Below are 17,659 nucleotides of genomic sequence, written 5' to 3'. Positions count from 1 at the left end.
GCCCGCGCGGCTTTGCCGTGATGGTATAGTTATCCAGGTTTTTTTATGGGGGTGGCTATGCCAAGCTGGAACATTCATATCGCTCAGACGGAGCGTTTGCTGGAGCGCACCGGTGCGCTTGCCAATAGCGTGCGCGACCGCAATGCCTTTTTGTTTGGCTGCGTGGTTCCGGATATCTTCGTGGGCTATATGGTCCCTGGCATTGCCGATCCCATCCCGTACCGCATTACGCACTTTGCCAAGCCTGAGCCCATCCCTAAGCCTCGTGAGCATGAGTTCTGGGATACCTATGTGGCGCCGCTGCTCAAAGGGGCGCCTGTTGGTACGCTGGCTGCCGCGACCTCGATTGTCGAGGAGCGTGAGCGACTCAATCGGGTGCATTATCCCCAACGTTACAAGGACGCCGAGCCGGTTGCCGGTCCCGGTGCTAGTGAGCTTTCGCTCGCGCCCGATGACGTGGCGCAGTCGCTGCTCGATCTGACGCTGGGCGTTTGGTCTCACCTTGTGGCCGATACTGTGTGGAATACCCGCGTGAACCAATACCTAGAGGCGCACGGCGGCAAGCCGTGCGAGGAATTCCGCATTAAAAAGCAAGGCGACTTTGACTGGTTTGGCAAGACGCTCGGCATTGTTTCGATTCCGCGCGCGACCGATCGCCTCTATACTGCGGCGACGCGTTTTGGTCAGTATCCCATCCATAAGGAGTATGTGCTCAAGACCATCGGCGTCATGCACGAGATCGTGCGCGAAAACCCCGGTGAGCCCGATCATCCGCCATACCGCCTTCTGACCGAGGAGTTCTTCGACGCAACGTTTACCGAGGTCATCGAGCTAACCGAGGCGGGATTTGCAGCTCGCGTTGCTGCTTCTGACGTTCCCGCAGTCCCCCTGATCGCTAGCTGCTAGCCGGCCGGCTTAACGGTGAACAGTTCATCCCAATTGACCAACAGCTCCCGTCGCAGGGCATCTTCGGTGGTACGCTCGACATCGGAAAGGTTCGCGACTGAACACAAATCGATGATGCGGCATACGAAGACGGTCTAAAAAAGGGCCCGGAAGGCAAAGCCTTCCGGGCCCTTTTTCTGTGCAAACATGCTTGCAAGTACGACTTAACGCACCTGAGCGACGTAAGCGACGTTGGTCGAGGAGACCTTGTCCTCGAGCTGGACGCTCATGCGGGGATCGCCGGCGGTAGCGACGGTCAAATCGCCAGCCTCGACGTAGCCGAGCTCCTTAGCGGTCTCGATCGCCTTGACGATCGTGCCGTTGACGGTGCCCTGGGTAATCTCGGCCTGATGCGGGATAACGCCCCAGTACATAATCATCTGCTGGACGGCCCACTCGTGGCGGGAGAACGCGCAGATCGGCATGTTGGGACGGAAGTGCGAGATCAGGCGAGCAGTACGACCGGTGGTCGTCGGCACGGTGATGCACTTGGCGCCAACGGTGGTGGCCATGTTCACAGCGGACATACCCACAACGTTGTTGACAACGCGGGTGCCGTGAGCATCGGCCGGAACCTCGAGCGGAGCGTGGGCCGGGAGGTACTTCTCGGTCTCGAGAGCAATGCTGGCCTGCATCTTGACGGCCTCGACCGGGTACTTACCGGCAGCGGACTCGCCAGAGAGCATGACGGCGTCGGTGCCGTCGTAGATGGCGTTAGCAACGTCGGCAACCTCGGCGCGCGTCGGGCGCGGGTTCTGCTGCATGGAGTCGAGCATCTGCGTAGCGGTGATAACGGGCTTGTAGGCCGCGTTGCACTTGGCGATGATCTCCTTCTGGATGTGCGGAACAAGCTCGGGCTTGATCTCGATGCCCAGGTCGCCACGGGCAACCATGATGCCGTCGGAAGCCTCGAGGATCTCGTCGAAGTTCTCGACGCCCAGGGCGCACTCGATCTTCGGGAAGATCGTGACGTGCTCGCCACCGTTCTCGCGGCAAAGCTTGCGGATGCCGCGGACGGACTCGCCGTCACGGATGAAGGAAGCGGCGATGTAGTCGATGTTCTCGGTCAGGCCAAAGAGGATGTCCTGACGATCGCGCTCGGTGATGGCGGGCAGCGAGATGTTGACGTTGGGCATGTTGACGCCCTTGCGCTCGCCGATCAGGCCGTCGTTCTTGACGACGCAGGTCATGTCCTGGCCGTCGACGGACTCGACCTCGAGGGCAACCAGGCCGTCATCGATCAGGATGAGGGAGCCCTTCTCGACCTCGGAGGGCAGAGCCAGGTAGTCGAGGGAGATGTGCTCAGCGGTGCCGTGGAAATCCTCGGTCGTGGGCTGAGCGGTGACGACGATCTTGTCGCCGGTCTTGACGGCAACCTTCTTGCCATCGACCAGAAGGCCGGTGCGGACCTCGGGGCCCTTGGTGTCGAGCAGGATGCCGACGGGCATACCGAGCTCCTTGGAAATACGACGGACGCGCTCGATGCGACCGTGGTGCTCGTCGTAGGAGCCGTGCGAGAAGTTAAAACGGGCGACGTTCATGCCCGCCTTGATCATCTCGCGGATGGTCTCGTCGCTATCGCAGGCGGGACCCATGGTGCATACAATCTTAGTGCGCTTGTACATTCAGACCTCCATCTGACATCGTCTTGCGCTGATAGATAAACCATAAGAAATAAAACTGAGTTGATTATAACGAAATGCCGACCGAATACCCCAAAAAATCGACCGTATGCCGAATTAGAAGTTCATTTTTTGCGGAAAAACGGTATATGCAAAAACTTTACCAACCGTTCTAACCGCTGCTATCTGGGCGATATTTCAATTTGATGATGCGCCGAAGAAAAAACGTTTTATCAATGTTGAGCATCACACGGCCTGCACCGTTGCTTATGGACCATATTTCCAAATGGATTGTTTTGGCTAGACGCGTTGCTTTGGGGTACCATAGCTCCACTATCAACTGCCGCTCAGCACGGCAGCCTTGATGAGCCCTTGCCCTTCTCCTGGGAATTATGATCGGGCATCAATCTGCTGAGTGGCCCGAATCCCAGGAGGGGACTCTATATGCAAAAGGAATACCTGTCCGCCGCGGCGGAGGTGCTCAGCGACCAGGGTGTCGATGAGAACCTCGGCCTGAGCGACGACGAGGCGTCGTCGCGCCTCGCTAAGACAGGCCCTAACAAGCTCGAGGAAGCCGAGAAGACGCCGCTGTGGAAGCGTTTCTTTGAGCAGATGGCCGATCCCATGGTCATCATGCTGATCGTTGCCGCCGTCATCAGTGCGCTCACGGGCATGGTCAAGGGCGAGCCCGACTTTGCCGATGTCGTCATCATCATGTTCGTCGTTATCGTCAACTCGGTGCTGGGCGTGGTCCAGGAAGCCAAGAGCGAAGAAGCCCTCGAGGCCCTGCAGGAGATGAGCGCGGCGCAGTCCAAGGTACTGCGCGACGGCAAGCTCGTGCACCTGCCGAGCGCCGAGCTCGTGCCCGGTGACGTGATCATGCTCGAGGCGGGCGACTCCGTTCCGGCCGACTGCCGCGTGCTCGAGAGTGCCACGATGAAGATCGAAGAGGCTGCACTCACCGGCGAGTCCGTGCCCGTAGAGAAGCACGCCAACGTGATCGAGCTTGCCGCGGGCACCGATGACGTGCCGCTCGGCGACCGCAAGAACATGTGCTACATGGGCTCTACCGTGGTGTACGGCCGCGGCCGCGCCGTCGTGGTCGGTACCGGCATGGATACCGAGATGGGCAAGATCGCCGGCGCCCTGGCCGAGGCCAAGGAAGAGCTTACGCCGCTGCAGGTGAAGCTTGCCGAGCTCAGCCGCATCCTTACCATCATGGTGATCGTCATCTGCGTCGTCATCTTTGGCGTCGACATCATCCGTCACGGCGTGGGCAACGTCCTCACCGACCCGACTGCCCTGCTCGACACCTTTATGGTCGCCGTCTCGCTTGCCGTCGCCGCCATCCCCGAGGGCCTGGTCGCCGTCGTGACCATCGTGCTGTCGCTTGGCGTGACCAAGATGGCCAAGCGCCAGGCGATTATCCGCAAGCTTTCTGCCGTCGAGACCCTCGGCTGCACGCAGACCATCTGCTCCGACAAGACCGGCACCCTTACCCAGAACAAGATGACCGTCGTCAAGCACGAGCTCGCTGCGCCTAAGGAGAAGTTCCTGGCAGGTATGGCCCTTTGCTCCGATGCCCAGTGGGACGAGGAGCTGGGCGAGGCCGTGGGCGAGCCGACTGAGTGTGCGCTCGTCAACGACGCCGGCAAGGCTGGTCTCACCGGCCTGACTGCCGAGCACCCGCGCGTGGGCGAGGCCCCGTTCGACTCGGGCCGCAAGATGATGTCCGTGGTCGTCGAGACCCTGGATGGCGAGTACGAGCAGTACACCAAGGGCGCGCCCGACGTGGTGATCGGCCTGTGCACCCATATCTACGAGGGCGAAAAGGTCGTCCCGCTGACCGAGGAGCGCCGCGCCGAGCTCGTGGCCGCCAACAAGGCCATGGCCGACGAGGCCCTGCGCGTGTTGGCGCTGGCAAGCCGCACCTACACCGAGGTCCCGAGCGACTGCAGCCCCGCTGCGCTCGAGCATGACCTGGTCTTCTGCGGCCTGTCCGGCATGATTGACCCTGTCCGCCCCGAGGTCGCCGACGCCATCCGCGAGGCCCATGACGCCGGTATCCGCACCGTCATGATCACGGGCGACCACATCGACACCGCCGTGGCCATCGCCAAGCAGCTGGGAATCGTCACCGATCGCAGCCATGCCATCACCGGTGCCGACCTCGATCGCATGAGCGACGAGGAGCTCGACGCGCACATCGAGGACTACGGCGTGTACGCTCGCGTCCAGCCCGAGCACAAGACCCGCATCGTCGAGGCCTGGAAGTCGCGCGACCAGATCGTGGCCATGACGGGCGACGGCGTCAACGACGCCCCGTCCATCAAGCGCGCCGACATCGGCGTGGGCATGGGCATCACCGGTACCGACGTCACCAAGAACGTTGCCGACATGGTGCTTGCCGACGACAACTTCGCCACCATCATCGGTGCTTGCGAAGAGGGCCGTCGCATCTACGACAACATCCGCAAGGTCATCCAGTTCCTGCTTTCGGCTAACCTTGCCGAGGTGTTCTCGGTGTTTATCGCCACGCTCATCGGCTTTACCATCTTCCAGCCGGTGCAGCTGCTGTGGGTGAACCTGGTCACCGACTGCTTCCCCGCGCTCGCGCTGGGCATGGAGGATGCCGAGGGTGACATCATGAAGCGCAAGCCGCGCAACGCCAAGGACGGCGTCTTTGCCGGCAATATGGGCCTGGACTGTGTGGTTCAGGGCCTGATCATCACCGCGCTGGTGCTGGCGAGCTTCTTTGTGGGCGTGTACTTTGACATGGGCTACATCCACATCGCCGATATGATCGCCGGCAATGCCGACGAGGAAGGCGTGATGATGGCGTTCATCACGCTCAACATGGTCGAGATCTTCCACTGCTTCAATATGCGCAGCCGTCGTGCGTCGCTGTTTAGCATGAAGAAGCAGAACAAGTGGCTGTGGGCATCTGCCGCGCTGGCGCTGGTACTGACGGTTATCGTGACCGTTCAGCCGACGCTTGCCGAGATGTTCTTTGGCCCCGTGACGCTTGAGCTCAAGGGCGTTATCGCCGCCCTGGGCCTTGCCTTCCTGATCATTCCGTTGATGGAGATCTACAAGGCGATCATGCGCGCAGTGGAGAAAGAGTAACGCTCTCGTTCGGGCCCGCCCCACGCCCTTTCTCCCTCACTGGTCCTCGCGCTTTGCGCTGCGGGATCGTTCGGGAGAAAGGGCTTCCGGGGCGGGCCCTGCGCTATCCTTGCTGGCTTCTCTCCCCGTGCGGATGAAAAGGGCTGAGGGAAAGTATGTGAGCTGGTCGGGCTTTGCCCGGCCAGCTCTTTTTGATTTAAAATACCCGCTCAGTTGTGATTTGTGGTGCTGGGAGGCGCTTGTGGGCAAGGCGAAGGCTAAGGCGAAGAAAAAGACGACGGGGGCGCGGGCTAAGCGCGATCGTCGTCGGAAGCTTGCGACCGAAGCTCCCGCGTCTGCCGAGGAGCTGCTGGCAAGCGTGCCGGGACTCGATGCGCTGCAGGATGTTCCGGCGTTCGACGATCTGCCGGTCGATGATGCTCAGCGGGCTGCCTTCGATGATTTTTGTGCTCGGGCCGAGGAGCCCGAGCAGATGCAGCTTGGTGCCGTGGTGCGCCTGGATCGTGGGTTTCCGCTGGTGGCGACTGCCGATGACACCTTTCGTGCCGAGCATGCCGTGGGGTTTGCCAAGTCGCGTGGCGAGGACGAGGTTCTGCTGCCCGCCGTGGGCGACCGCGTGGCGGTGCGTCGTGCGCCCGGGCACGACATGGGCGTGATCGAGTGCGTGCTGCCACGCCGCACGAGTTTTGAGCGCTGGCGCGGACGCGCTCGCGGCGAGCGTCAGGTGCTTTGCTCCAACGTGGATAGCGTGCTGATCGTGCAGGCGCTCGGCGCCGGCGAGGTACTGCTCGACCGCGTGGCGCGCTCGCTGGTGTTGGCACTCGACTGCGATGCCGAGCCGGTGGTGGTACTCACCAAGGCCGACCGCTGCGACGCCGATGAGCTCGAGCGCGATCTGGACCGTGTGCACCGCTTGGTGGGTCCGGACGTGCGCGTGATCGTGACGTCCTCTGCCGAGGGTCGTGGCCTGGATGAGGTGCGCGCCTGCGTGCCCGCCGGGAGCTGCGCCATGATCTTGGGTGAATCGGGTGCTGGCAAGTCGACGCTGCTCAACGCGCTGCTGGGTCACGATACGTTGGCGACCGGCGGCGTACGTGAGCGCGATGACCAGGGTCGCCACACCACGGTCGCGCGCGTGATGGTGGCGCTGCCGGGCGAAGCCGGCGTTATTGCTGACGCGCCGGGCCTGCGCAGTCTGCCGCTCGTGGGGCATGAGCGGGGCTTGGCACGCGCGTTTCCCGAGATCGTCGAGGCGTCGCGTGCGTGCCGGTTTGGCGACTGCACGCATACCCACGAACCGGGCTGCGCCGTTCGCGAGGCCGAGGATGCCGGGCAAATCGACAGCCTGCGCCTGGAGACGTTCCAAAACCTGGCGTCATCCATGCGTGTGAGTGCTCAGATGCTCGATCCCGATGTCCATCTGTAATTGAATCTACCTATGACAGCCGTCTCCCAATGGTACGGGAGGCGGCTTTTTTATTGCCGATGCGCCCCTAAACGTGCGTTTTGCTGACGTGCTGACCAAAACCTTGCCACGAGCTTGACGGGCCGGTCAGCTTTTGGTCGGCAATTGGTTTGACACTCAAAACCAAGATCGCGATCGCACCGTTTTGCTGCTTGCCCGCTCGGACAATGGTGCTACGGGCATCCGCCCGGTGCTACCTTGAGAGGAGCGGCCGTGAACAAGAGCAAACGCATCGCCATCAGTCTAATCGCGGGTGTGCTCGCCGCGCTGCTCTGCATGGTCTACGCATCGTCGATTCGCTCGCAGGCTGAGCAGGTCCAGGCCGAGACGCTGGCCAAGTATGGCGGCGATCGCGTCGAGGTGTGCGTCGCGGCGCGTGATATCGATGTGGGCGAGACCCTCGACGAGACCAATGTCATAACCCAGGAATGGCTGGCGAGCCTACTGCCGCGCGATGCGGCGACCGAGTTGCGCCAGGTGCGCGGCGACGTGACGACCTCACGCATCCCTAAAAATGCCGTGATTTGCGATGTCTACACCAAGGCCGAAACCCACACGCTCGAGGTGCCCAAAGGCAAGGTCGCCGTTTCGGTGGCGGTCGATGCCGAGCATTCGGTCGGGGGCGCCACGGGCGTGGGCAGCTACGTGGACGTGTACGTGCAAAAGGACGGCGTGACCGATCGGCTGTGCGGTGCGCGCGTGATCGATACCAGCGAAGAGGCCGGCGCCACGCGCGAAGGCAAGATCGAATGGGTGACGCTGGCGGCCGACCCCGAAGACGTTAAGGAATTGCTGGGGGCCTCGGGCAAGGGGGCGGTCAGTTTGACGATTCCCGCCACGGTGCGCAGCAAAAAGAGCGGAGGCGACGAGTGATGAAGGCGATCTGGCTTGCATGCTGCGCGTGTGGTGATTACGGATTGCTGCAGCGGGAAGTCGAGGGCCGCGATGCGGGCGCGCAGGTGCTTCGCGTGGGTGACCTGGATGGGCTGGTGTCCATGGCACGGGCGTTTCCGTCGCGTCGCGGGGCGGCGATTATCGCGGCAGCCCTGTTCGATGCCGAAGACGTGCGAAAGACCGTTGCGCGCCTGACGGCCGAGGGCCGCGTGAGCCGCGTGGTCGTACTGATAGAGACGCTCGATCCTTCGGATATCGAGAGGCTGTTTCGCGCAGGGGCGACCGAGGTTATCGCTGCGCGCAGCATATGCGGCAACGGGCGCGCGGGCGAGGGAACGGTTGATTGCGACCGGTGTCTGACGATTGAGCCCGATGCTTTTGTTGATAGGGAACCCGGGGCGCCTCGCGCTACAAGAGGCCCGCGTGTTGATGATTGTGGAAAAGCGGAAGCCGAGCATGGTCGGTGTCCCCGGGACCCCCTTGCATACGATGAAGTCGGAGAGCCGGTGCCGTATGGCGAGGATCTTTTGGCTGTAGATATGGGATACGTGCATGGCGTGAGCCTGGTCGATGAGCTCGACGAGGTTGAGGGACTTGCCGGGAACGACAATGTTCGTGTCGGTGCGACCGTGAAGTTCCCAGATTCGGCCCCGCGGACCGAGCAGCCTGCCATGCCGGCTTGGGCGCAGCATATGAGCGCTTCCGGGGAGACGGGGACGTTGCCGCCCGTGCCGGCGCCGCCTGCCCCCACGCCGTCGGCGGATGCCGCCGCTTCGTCGCATCGAGCCCCGGTTGTCTGCGCCGTCTCGGGTTCGGGCGGTTGCGGCAAGTCGACGATCGTCGCCGCCATGGCGCACGCGGCGTCGCTGCTGGGCCTGCGTGCTGCCGTGCTCGACTTGGACCTGATGTTTGGAAACCTCTACGACCTGCTGGGTGCCGATGCCCCGCATGACATGGCGACGCTTATCGAGCCATCGGCTGCGGGCGCACTCGCCGAATCGGACATCGTGGCCGCCTCGATGCGCGTGGCCCCGGGCGTCACGCTTTGGGGCCCGGTCGCCGCGCCCGAACAGGCCGAGCTCATAGCGCGTCCGGTGGAGCTGTTGCTCGATGTCTTGCGCCGCGAATCCGACGTGGTGCTTGTCGACACCTCGGTCTTTTGGGGCGACGCCGTGGCGGCCGCGGTGGCGGCGAGCGACCGCTGCCTGGTCGTGGGCGATCCATCGGTGTCGTCTGCGACGTCCGCGGCACGCGTTATCGAGCTGGCGAGCCGTGTGGGCGTGCCGCGTACGCGCATGAGCGCCGTATTCAACCGGTTTGGCGCGCGCGGCGCTGACGAGGATGTCGCCATGCGCTTTGAGATTACCTGCGCGTTGAGCTCCAAGATCCGCATTGCCGACGGCGGGCAGGACTTGGCGGCGCTCATGGCGTTTGGGCGCGCTGACGAGGCAGTGGGGCAGACCAGCGCTTTTGCGACCAGCGTGCGCGAGGCCACGCGCGAGATGCTCGTGGAACTGGGGTGCGCCGTCGGCCCTTGGAGCGATATGGTCGCCGACCGTGCAATGCGCACCGAACGCCCGCGTATTCGCCTTCCCTGGTCGCGCGAGGGTGATCAGCGATGAGCCTGCAAACGAGGATTAAGGCTGCTGGCGCTGCAGCGGCGGCAGCGCCTGTAGATGCGGGGCGTCGCCGCGCGGTGAAACGACGCACCAAGCGCGCCGTGATGGACCGCATGGGTTACGACGAAGTGGCGCGTATCAGCGCCTATATCGACCCGGCACTTGCCCGCTCGGAATTGCGTCCTGCGGTGGAGGCGGCGCTCAATGTTGAGGAGCCGACCGATCTCGCGACGCCCGAGCGCGAGACCATCATCGACGAGATTTTGGATGACGTGGTGGGCTTGGGGCCGTTGCAGCCGCTCATCGAGGACGATACCGTTACCGAGATCATGATCAACGGCTGCCGCTCGGCCTTCTTTGAACGCGGCGGCGTCTTGTACCCCATCGAGCATGCGTTTGAGGACGATGAGCAAATCCGCGTGCTCATCGACCGCATCATCTCGCCACTTGGCCGCCGTATCGACGAGCGCAGCCCCATCGTCAACGCCCGCCTCAAAACGGGCTATCGCGTCAACGCGGTGATTCCGCCTGTGGCGATTGACGGACCGATTCTCACCATCCGAAAGTTCTCGGACCGCATCTGCTCGCTGGACGAGCTTGTGGGGCTGGGGTCGCTGCCGCTTTGGTATGCGCAGCTGCTGTCGTGCGCGGTGTCGCTGCGACAGGATCTGGCGGTTGCGGGAGGCACGGGATCTGGTAAGACCACCCTGCTCAACGCATTGTCATGCGAGATTTCCACCGGCGAGCGCATCGTGACGATCGAGGACTCTGCCGAGCTCAAGTTTGCGCATCATCCGCACGTGGTGCGTCTAGAGGCGCGCGAGGCTTCAATTGAGGGCGAGGGCGCGGTGACGATCCGCGACCTGGTGACCAATGCCCTGCGCATGCGCCCCGACCGCATCGTGGTGGGCGAGGTGCGCGGTGCGGAGTGCTGCGACATGTTGCAGGCCATGAACACGGGCCACGACGGGTCGCTCACCACACTTCATGCGGGCTCAGAACAGGAGACCGTGGTGCGTCTGACGTTGCTTGCACGTTATGGCATCGATCTGCCGAGCGAGCTCATCGAGGAGCAGATTGCCATGGCGCTCGACGGCATCGTGATGTCTGAGCGCCACGCCGATGGCAGGCGTTTCGTCTCCTCGTATTCGGGAGTGCGTCGCGCCGCGTCGGGCGGCGTAGAGCTCGAGCGCTATGTGACTTTCGATGCCGCCGAGCGCACCTGGACGCTTGACCGCGAGCCGCCGTTTATCGCAGAAGGCCTGCGGTCGGGGACGCTCACACAAGAGGAGGTGGACGAATGGAGGTCGCTGTGCCCCTCGTCGTAGGGGGTTTAGCAGCGTTTTCTGTCGCGACGGCGTGCGGGGCGGAACCTCGTGTGCCGCAGATACCGCCGGCGGAGCTGGCGCGTCAGGTGCTCGAGACGGTGGCAGAGAAGCTGCCGCGTGAGCTGGTGGAAAACGATCTGCTGAAAAAGATCGCCCGTTCGTGGGCATCGCTGGCTCCGGCGCATCGCCTTGGCCTCGTGATCGAGGATGCTTCGGGGCGTTTGGCGTTTCTGCTGCTATCGAGCGGTGTCTGCTGCGTTTTACTAACGATGGTGTCGTTATCGCCCCTCGGATTTGCCTTGGGACTTGTTGCTCCGATTGCCGTTGGCGCCGCTCGGGATGGCTTTGAGAGCCGGCGCGAGCAACACGATGCAGAAGAGGCCATGCCCGAGGCGTTTACCGCACTTTCCATGTCGCTTGCCTCGGGACATTCGCTGGCCCAGGGCATGCGCTTTGTGGGCGCTCATGCGCAAGAGCCGGTGCATACCGAGTTTTTGCGGGTGGCAGCGGCGATCGATTGCGGCATCTCGGCGACCGACGCGCTCGATGACTTGCTCGTGCGCATCGACGCCCCCGGTCTTTCGCTTGTGACCTTGGCGCTTAAGGTGTCTCAGCGCACCGGTGCTCCGCTTGCCGACTTACTGTCCGAGGCGTCGAGCATGGTGGGGGAGCGCATCGAGCTCAAGCGCCGCCTGGATGTTAAGACGTCGCAGGCTCGCATGTCGGCGCATATGGTCGCGGCGATGCCAGCGGGCATGTGCGCGGTGTTGGCGCTGCTTTCGGCAGATTTTCGTCGCGGTCTTGCGACGCCTGCCGGCGCGGGCGCTGTGGTGCTGGGTCTTGCCCTCAACGCCGTTGCCCTGGTGGTTATCAGGCGCATTATGCGGGTGGAGCTATGAACGCCCCGGTTGCAGTTGCGGCTTGCCTGTGCGCCCTGAGTGTATTTGTCGCGACGGGTTTGGATCGGGCGGATGCACGCAAGATCGCAGGGGCCTGCAAGCGCGAGGCGGTGCTGGTCGCTGCCGCGGGTCGCTCGGTGGTCGATGCCCTGACCGCGCGAGTGAAGGGCGCGGTTGGAGCGGGCGGCCCGGCGCGAGTGTCGCTCGGCGAAGTGTCCGAGATGATCGATGTTGTGCGCTTGGGTCTTTCGGCCGGCCTTTCGTTTGATGCGGCGCTTGAGATTTTCTGCGCCAACCGCCGGTCAGTGTTGGCTCTTCGCCTTGAGCGGGCCTGCATGGCGTGGCAGGTGGGCGTGGGCACGCGTGAGGACGAGTTATTGGCCACCGCGCGCGACCTGGACGTGCGAGCGCTCGAGACCTTTGCCATCACGGTGGGGCAGGCGCTCGCCCTGGGTGCCCCACTTGCCGAGACACTGGCCGCTCAAAGTCGCGAGATCCGTGCAGCTCACCGTGCCGCGGTCGAGCGCGAGATCGAGCGTGCACCCGTCAAGCTGCTGATTCCCACCGGCACGCTCATCTTGCCGGCGTTGCTTCTGTCCATATTGGGCCCGCTGCTGGGAGCAGGCGGGATGATGTAGGGAGGAATACATGAACACGATGACTGACACTGCTGGCAAGGTGCAGGGCTGGGCGTTTTGCCGGGCGGCACATGTTCGTCAGCGCGCCAAGGAACTATTGCAGGAGGAGAGTGCGCAGGGTACCACCGAGTATGCCATCTTGGTCGGCGTGCTCGTGGTGATCGCGATTATCGCCATCGTCGCATTTAAGGGCAAGGTCCAAGATCTATGGAACGCTATCAGCGAGGGCATCAACAGCCTGTAGAGGGCGAGCGCCCCGTCGGGGTGCTGCTGGTGTTTGCTTGCCTGACCGTGGCGATAGCGGCGGTGCTTTGGGGGCTTAACGCCGCGCGGCAGCAGCGTCCTGGGACCGCCTCCGATTTGGGCTCAGATTCGGCGGTGGCGTCTCAAAAAGATGAGATGCGAGATGCGGACGATTCGGATGTCGCTGTCACGGCGCAAACCTTTCTGCGGACGCTCGACAAGCGGTCTGGCACTGCGACGGATTCGCCTGGGGGCAACGCGATTGTGGTCCGGCTTGCATGGTCCGAGGACCGACCGATGACCGAAGCGGCGGCGGATATGCTGCGTTCCTATCGCGAGGTACCCACGGCGCAACTTGCTCTGAGCGGCTATCTCGACATCAAGGGAAACGTGTGGGGCGCCATCGTGCGTGACGGACGCGGCTGGGTCGATATGGTGACGGTTGCCGCGGATACTGGCGATGCTTCGTGTCGTCTGCGCGCCGTGCGCCTGGTCCCGCAAACAATAAGCTCAAAGGAGGGGTCGTGAAATGCATGGCGTTCTGCGCGAGGAGTCTGCCCAGGCAACGGTCGAATACGCCATCGTCACGGTGGCGCTGTTATCGATCGTGCTGGCGATTGCGGGGCTTTGGCGTGCTGGCACCGATGGGCGCTTGGCGGCGCTGGTCGAGCGGGCGGCGTCTCACGGCGTCACCTCGACATCGGTTGTCGACGCTGCTGCGGGTGCTGAGGACATCGCGCTGTATTGATATCGCGCGCGAGGACCGGGCGCAGTCTACGGTCGAGGCCGCTTTTTTGCTGCCGACGTTTCTGACGCTCATCCTTCTCGCACTGCAACCGGTGTGTCTGCTCTATACGCGCGCGGTCATGGAGTCTGCCGCCGCCGAGACCGCGCGGCTCATGACCACGACGACGGCGGAGGACGACGATCTTAAGGAGTTCACCCGCCGCCGACTTGCCGCAGTGCCCAACGTTTCGATCTTTCATGCCGGCGGGCCGTTGTCGTGGGATATCGAGCTTGGCCGGGTCGGTGCGGGTGGCGCCTCGTCCGTGTCCGTTTCCGGCGAGGTCAAGCCGTTGCCTGTGATCGGTGCATTTGTGCAGGCTATGGGTGGTACCGCCGAGGGCGGCTACGTTGAGCTCAAGGTCGATGTCTCGTATCAATCGCGTCCCGAATGGCTGGAGGGAGATTATGATTCGTGGATTGCTGCATGGGATTAAGCGTTTCTGGTCTAGACGCGTTTTGACGCACCGTCCGAGCTGCCATCGCAAGCGAGGCGGCTTTATGGGTCGAGCCGGTGTCGATCTGTTTATCGAAGACGGTGCCTATACCACGCTTTCTTCTGCCGTGGTCATCCTAGTGGTGCTCACATTGTTGTTTTCGTCGACCGCGGCGATATGGAGCATGTCGCGTGCCGGGGACACCCAGGTGGCGGCTGATAGCGGCGCGCTGGCGGGTGCCAACGTGGTGTCGTCCTATCACACGGCTGCCACGGTGGTTGATGCGAGTATCTTGAGTCTGGGGCTGGCGGGGTTTGCCACGATCGGGACGGGCCTGGTCGCCATCCTCATCCCGGGTGCCGAGCCGGTTGCCGGCAATATGGTCGACACCGGGATCGAGATCATTAAAACGCGCAACAAGTTTGCCAAAAGCGCATCGGAAGGCTTACAGAAAATCGAGACGGCTCTGCCGTATCTGATCGCCGCGCGTGCCACGCAGGCGGTGTCGGCGCAGGATACCGATAGTGTGACCTATACCGGTACGGCGCTTGCCGTGCCCAGGACATCCGAGTCGGACTTCGCTGCGATCAAAGGGTCAGAGATCTCGACCGATACCATTAAAGACACATCAGATGATTTAGAGCGTGCGGCCGAGGAGCTGCGGAAGGCTTCTGAGGACACGGCGAAGGCTAAAGAGCGTGCTTGGCTGGCGGATTGTGGTGGGTCTGACAAGGGCTCGGTCGGCAGCTGTTCTTGCATGTGGGAGCGCGCGAAAAGCCTAACGGATCTTTCCGGTGTTCAAAATCCGCATTACTCATCGAGCGTTACGTGGGAGCCCCAAGTTGCCCTTGATCGCGCGAAGGACTACTACCATTGGCGTCTGACAAATGAGAAGCCCCAGGGCTCGAGTGTCGAGATGAAGGCAGAGTCTGCGGCGCGTAAGGCGTTTTATACCTATGCGAACGCGGAGGTCGATCGGGCATATATAACCGAGAACGGAGACAGGGTTTCCTCCTATATTCCGCTGCTGCCGCGCAACTCTGATGAGGTTCGGGCGACGGAACTCTATACCGATGCGGTGTGGCCGACTAGCGTGAACGATGACAAGGCGTATCTGCATTACGGGACGACCTGCCCTAACTATAAGAAAGGGACGCCGAGCGGATTTGCTTCGGTTGCCGATTACGATGGACAGGATAAATGCAGCAAATGCCATTTTGGCGTTTTGTCGCTTGGTGCTGTTGCGGCGCCTTCAACCTCTATCGAAAACGGCTTCGAGTATCACTTTGACAAGTTTAAAGACGCCCTGGAGGACTACGTCGACTGTCGCAACAAGGAGCTCGAGCTCGAGCGTCAGACCGAGGACGAAGCCGACCGTGCGGGCAATGCGTTTGACCAGGCCATTAAAGCGCTTTCGGGCGAGCGTCCGCGTATCGCCCCACCTGGCCGCAACGGCGTGGTTGCCTTTGCGGTTTCGGGTGCCATCTCGAGCCCCGATGAGCTCAACTCTTCGTTTAACACGGCAGTCAGGCTTGGCGATCGCGGTGCCATCTCTGCCGCGGTGCTGGCGCCCGATGAGGCGACGGCGCAAAACAACGTGCTTTCGCGATTTTTCTCGACATTGAAGGAACGCTCGGGCGGCGTTGCCGGCGTGCTCGACGGCGTCATGGATGTTTGGGGACGGCTGCTCGTAGGATACGGTGATATCCAAGGTTCGGCCGACGAACTTATGGACGAGATGATTGAAGGCCTAGGAGGGGGCAGCGGCGCGTTGGGCTCCATTGCATCGTGGCTCGGCGATACCGTTTCGGCATCCGTGGCGGCGCTGGGTTTGGAACCGTGCGACTTGCGCCTGCGAAAGCCGGTGCTGACCGATTCCGCCAACGTCATTAAGAGTCCGGGGTCTGACATTGCCGGTCTCTCTCAAGCGCAAGACAAGCTGCGAGGTATTCCGTTGGGCGTGACCGATCCCAAGGCGCTTTGCGAGGCGTTGGAATATCAAGTCGAACGCACCATTAGCGGTACGGTGTTCACGCTTGCGGAGATTCCTCTGCCCGGCGGCGGCTCCATCCCGCTCACCGTCGATGTCGCCACGCTGGTTGGCGCTCTGGGCGGTGGGTCGTAATGAGTATCCGCATGCGTCTGCGCGAGGAGCGCGCCCAAGCGACGGTGGAGATGGCAGTGGTTACGCCCGTTTTGCTGGTGCTGGCACTCATCGTGTACAACGTCATGATCTTTGCCAGCGCTGTCGCGCGCTTCGACCGCGTGGTGCCCGACATCGTGTTGGCGCACGCCGTGGCGTCGGAGGGGGAGGGCGACGAAAGCTCTGTCGATGCCTCGGCGACGGTCCAGACTCAAATTCTGAATGCCATGGAAGGCTATGACTTGCAGATCGAAGTGTCGAGCGAGCAAGGCGCGGAGGCATCGGATGGTGGTCTGCTCTCCCTGTCCGGTACGTTTAGGACCTACACCTGCACCATGCACTATGAGCCGTGGCCGACTTCTCTCAGCATCGCTGGCGTTCCGCTGGGGGCGCCGACAACGTTGTCGCACGAGCGCGCGGTGACGGTCGATCCATGGCGTCCGGGGGTGGTCATGTGACCGCGGTCTCGTCCTACATCGCCTACGCGCGGGCACTCAACAGGCTGGGTTGGACGCCGGCCGAGTTTGCGGTGGCGGAGTCGTTTGTCGTGCGCCTGCGCGGCATGCTGGGACGGTGTCCGGTTGCCGCCAACGGCCTGCCGCTTGTCATGGCGTTTCCACGCTGCTCTTCGGTCCATACGTGTTTTATGGCCTATCCCATCGACATCGCCTTCATCGATCGCGACGGCAATATCCTCGCGCGCTACGAAAACGTATGTCCCTGGCGTATGTGCTCCTGCCCCGGCGCCTGGGCCGCACTAGAGCGCTCTTCAATCATTGTTTCGACCCCTGCTCTCCAACGCGTGCCGGCTTAAGAATTGGCGACAGCGGACTTTCGTCATACGAAATTGGGTAAGATGGAGGAGAAGATGCATGGATGTTGAGATCCATCCCAACGCTAAAAAGCACCTGACAGAAAAGCAGGTGCTTAGCGTTTGGCTTGCGGTTACTGAGTGCATTCGTCGCGAGTCGAAGGACGAGCCGCCGAGATGGCTTGCGATTGGATGGCTCCCAGACGGACGAAGCGTGGAGCTTGTCGCGGTCGAGCTTGTCCGTGGGTGGCTTATCATTCATGCCTTGTCTCCAGTCCAGAAGAAATTTTGGCAGGAGATTGAACGGGCTCGGCAAAGGGGTCGATGATGGGCAAGACGTATACGGCCGCTAATGGTCAGGTTGTAACGGATGAAACGATTGACGCGTGGTGCGAGTCGTACGAGCGCGGAGAGTTTCCGGATGGCGAACACACCGTTGGTGGGATCGTGCATGGACGGCCCCCACTCTCAGGTGAGGGGACGGCAACGCTGTCGGTCAAGATTCCTCTGGGAATGAAGGAGGCCATTCGTCGACGGGCGGCTGCCGAGGGGATGACGCCAAGTGAGTTTGCCCGTGCGGCTCTGAGCGAAAAACTTCTTGCTGCCGGCTGATGCCTCTGACGTGCCGATTTATAGAACCGAGGCTGTGCTCAAAAACTTTTTTGAAATTCTCGGTTGACCGGAACGCGTCCTTGGTTATACTAAT

At 62.3% G+C, this 17,659-nt stretch carries 17 protein-coding genes; 16 read left to right on the top strand and 1 reads right to left on the bottom strand.

What is annotated here, in order from left to right:
• Positions 1-57: 57 nt before the first annotated feature.
• Positions 58-906, top strand: a complete 849-nt coding sequence (locus ACESSC_RS06860; protein ID WP_373162100.1) for a hypothetical protein — start codon at positions 58-60, stop codon at positions 904-906.
• 203 nt (positions 907-1,109) lie between these two features.
• On the opposite strand, the gene pyk is transcribed toward ACESSC_RS06860, so the two are convergent.
• Positions 1,110-2,570: a pyruvate kinase gene (gene pyk, locus ACESSC_RS06855; RefSeq protein ID WP_118080786.1), complete on the bottom strand. Its 1,461-nt coding sequence runs from the start codon at positions 2,568-2,570 to the stop codon at positions 1,110-1,112.
• Positions 2,571-3,011: 441 nt separating this feature from the next.
• On the opposite strand from pyk, the gene ACESSC_RS06850 reads away from it, so the two are divergent.
• The 15 genes from ACESSC_RS06850 (at position 3,012) to ACESSC_RS06780 (ending at position 17,565) form a co-directional block, all read left to right on the top strand.
• Positions 3,012-5,693, top strand: a complete 2,682-nt coding sequence (locus tag ACESSC_RS06850; protein ID WP_373162098.1) for a cation-translocating P-type ATPase — start codon at positions 3,012-3,014, stop codon at positions 5,691-5,693.
• Positions 5,694-6,165: 472 nt separating this feature from the next.
• Positions 6,166-7,119 carry a ribosome small subunit-dependent GTPase A gene (rsgA, locus tag ACESSC_RS06845; RefSeq protein ID WP_373162151.1) on the top strand — a complete coding sequence of 318 codons (954 nt, stop codon included), beginning with the start codon at positions 6,166-6,168 and terminating at the stop codon, positions 7,117-7,119.
• 252 nt (positions 7,120-7,371) lie between these two features.
• A complete protein-coding gene (gene cpaB / locus ACESSC_RS06840; RefSeq protein WP_373162095.1) occupies positions 7,372-8,031 on the top strand; it encodes a Flp pilus assembly protein CpaB in 660 nt (219 codons plus the stop codon).
• Positions 8,031-9,674, top strand: a complete 1,644-nt coding sequence (locus tag ACESSC_RS06835; protein WP_373162093.1) for a CpaE/TadZ family protein — start codon at positions 8,031-8,033, stop codon at positions 9,672-9,674. The genes cpaB and ACESSC_RS06835 overlap by 1 nt, the downstream gene beginning before the upstream one ends.
• Positions 9,671-10,999 carry a TadA family conjugal transfer-associated ATPase gene (locus ACESSC_RS06830; protein ID WP_006235095.1) on the top strand — a complete coding sequence of 443 codons (1,329 nt, stop codon included), beginning with the start codon at positions 9,671-9,673 and terminating at the stop codon, positions 10,997-10,999. The genes ACESSC_RS06835 and ACESSC_RS06830 overlap by 4 nt, the downstream gene beginning before the upstream one ends.
• Before the next feature lie 50 nt (positions 11,000-11,049).
• The gene (locus ACESSC_RS06825) at positions 11,050-11,898 is read left to right on the top strand and encodes a type II secretion system F family protein (RefSeq protein ID WP_373162091.1); all 849 of its coding nucleotides are present in this window, start codon (positions 11,050-11,052) and stop codon (positions 11,896-11,898) included.
• Positions 11,895-12,536 carry a type II secretion system F family protein gene (locus ACESSC_RS06820; protein WP_373162089.1) on the top strand — a complete coding sequence of 214 codons (642 nt, stop codon included), beginning with the start codon at positions 11,895-11,897 and terminating at the stop codon, positions 12,534-12,536. Before ACESSC_RS06825 ends, ACESSC_RS06820 begins: the two co-directional genes overlap by 4 nt.
• A 10-nt stretch (positions 12,537-12,546) precedes the next feature.
• Positions 12,547-12,780: a hypothetical protein gene (locus tag ACESSC_RS06815; protein WP_117628991.1), complete on the top strand. Its 234-nt coding sequence runs from the start codon at positions 12,547-12,549 to the stop codon at positions 12,778-12,780.
• Positions 12,744-13,307, top strand: coding sequence for a hypothetical protein (locus tag ACESSC_RS06810; protein WP_147326459.1), 564 nt, complete (start codon positions 12,744-12,746; stop codon positions 13,305-13,307). The genes ACESSC_RS06815 and ACESSC_RS06810 overlap by 37 nt, the downstream gene beginning before the upstream one ends.
• Before the next feature lies 1 nt (position 13,308).
• Positions 13,309-13,527 (top strand): hypothetical protein, encoded by a 219-nt coding sequence (locus ACESSC_RS06805; protein WP_373162086.1) that lies wholly within the window; start codon positions 13,309-13,311, stop codon positions 13,525-13,527.
• On the top strand, positions 13,502-13,999 hold the full coding sequence (locus ACESSC_RS06800; RefSeq protein ID WP_231501542.1) for a TadE/TadG family type IV pilus assembly protein: 498 nt from the start codon (positions 13,502-13,504) through the stop codon (positions 13,997-13,999). The genes ACESSC_RS06805 and ACESSC_RS06800 overlap by 26 nt, the downstream gene beginning before the upstream one ends.
• A gap of 64 nt (positions 14,000-14,063) precedes the next feature.
• On the top strand, positions 14,064-16,124 hold the full coding sequence (locus ACESSC_RS06795; RefSeq protein WP_373162085.1) for a hypothetical protein: 2,061 nt from the start codon (positions 14,064-14,066) through the stop codon (positions 16,122-16,124).
• A complete protein-coding gene (locus ACESSC_RS06790; RefSeq protein WP_117655490.1) occupies positions 16,124-16,600 on the top strand; it encodes a TadE/TadG family type IV pilus assembly protein in 477 nt (158 codons plus the stop codon). The genes ACESSC_RS06795 and ACESSC_RS06790 overlap by 1 nt, the downstream gene beginning before the upstream one ends.
• Positions 16,576-16,956, top strand: a complete 381-nt coding sequence (locus ACESSC_RS06785) for a DUF192 domain-containing protein (RefSeq protein WP_117655491.1) — start codon at positions 16,576-16,578, stop codon at positions 16,954-16,956. Before ACESSC_RS06790 ends, ACESSC_RS06785 begins: the two co-directional genes overlap by 25 nt.
• 321 nt (positions 16,957-17,277) lie before the next feature.
• Positions 17,278-17,565, top strand: a complete 288-nt coding sequence (locus ACESSC_RS06780; RefSeq protein WP_199586032.1) for an ATP-binding protein — start codon at positions 17,278-17,280, stop codon at positions 17,563-17,565.
• The last annotated feature ends 94 nt before the right edge of the window (positions 17,566-17,659 follow it).

Origin of the sequence: Collinsella aerofaciens, assembly GCF_964243765.1 — a bacterium.
Lineage (GTDB): Bacteria > Actinomycetota > Coriobacteriia > Coriobacteriales > Coriobacteriaceae > Collinsella > Collinsella aerofaciens_BU.
This window is presented reverse-complemented; position numbering and strand designations above follow the sequence as displayed.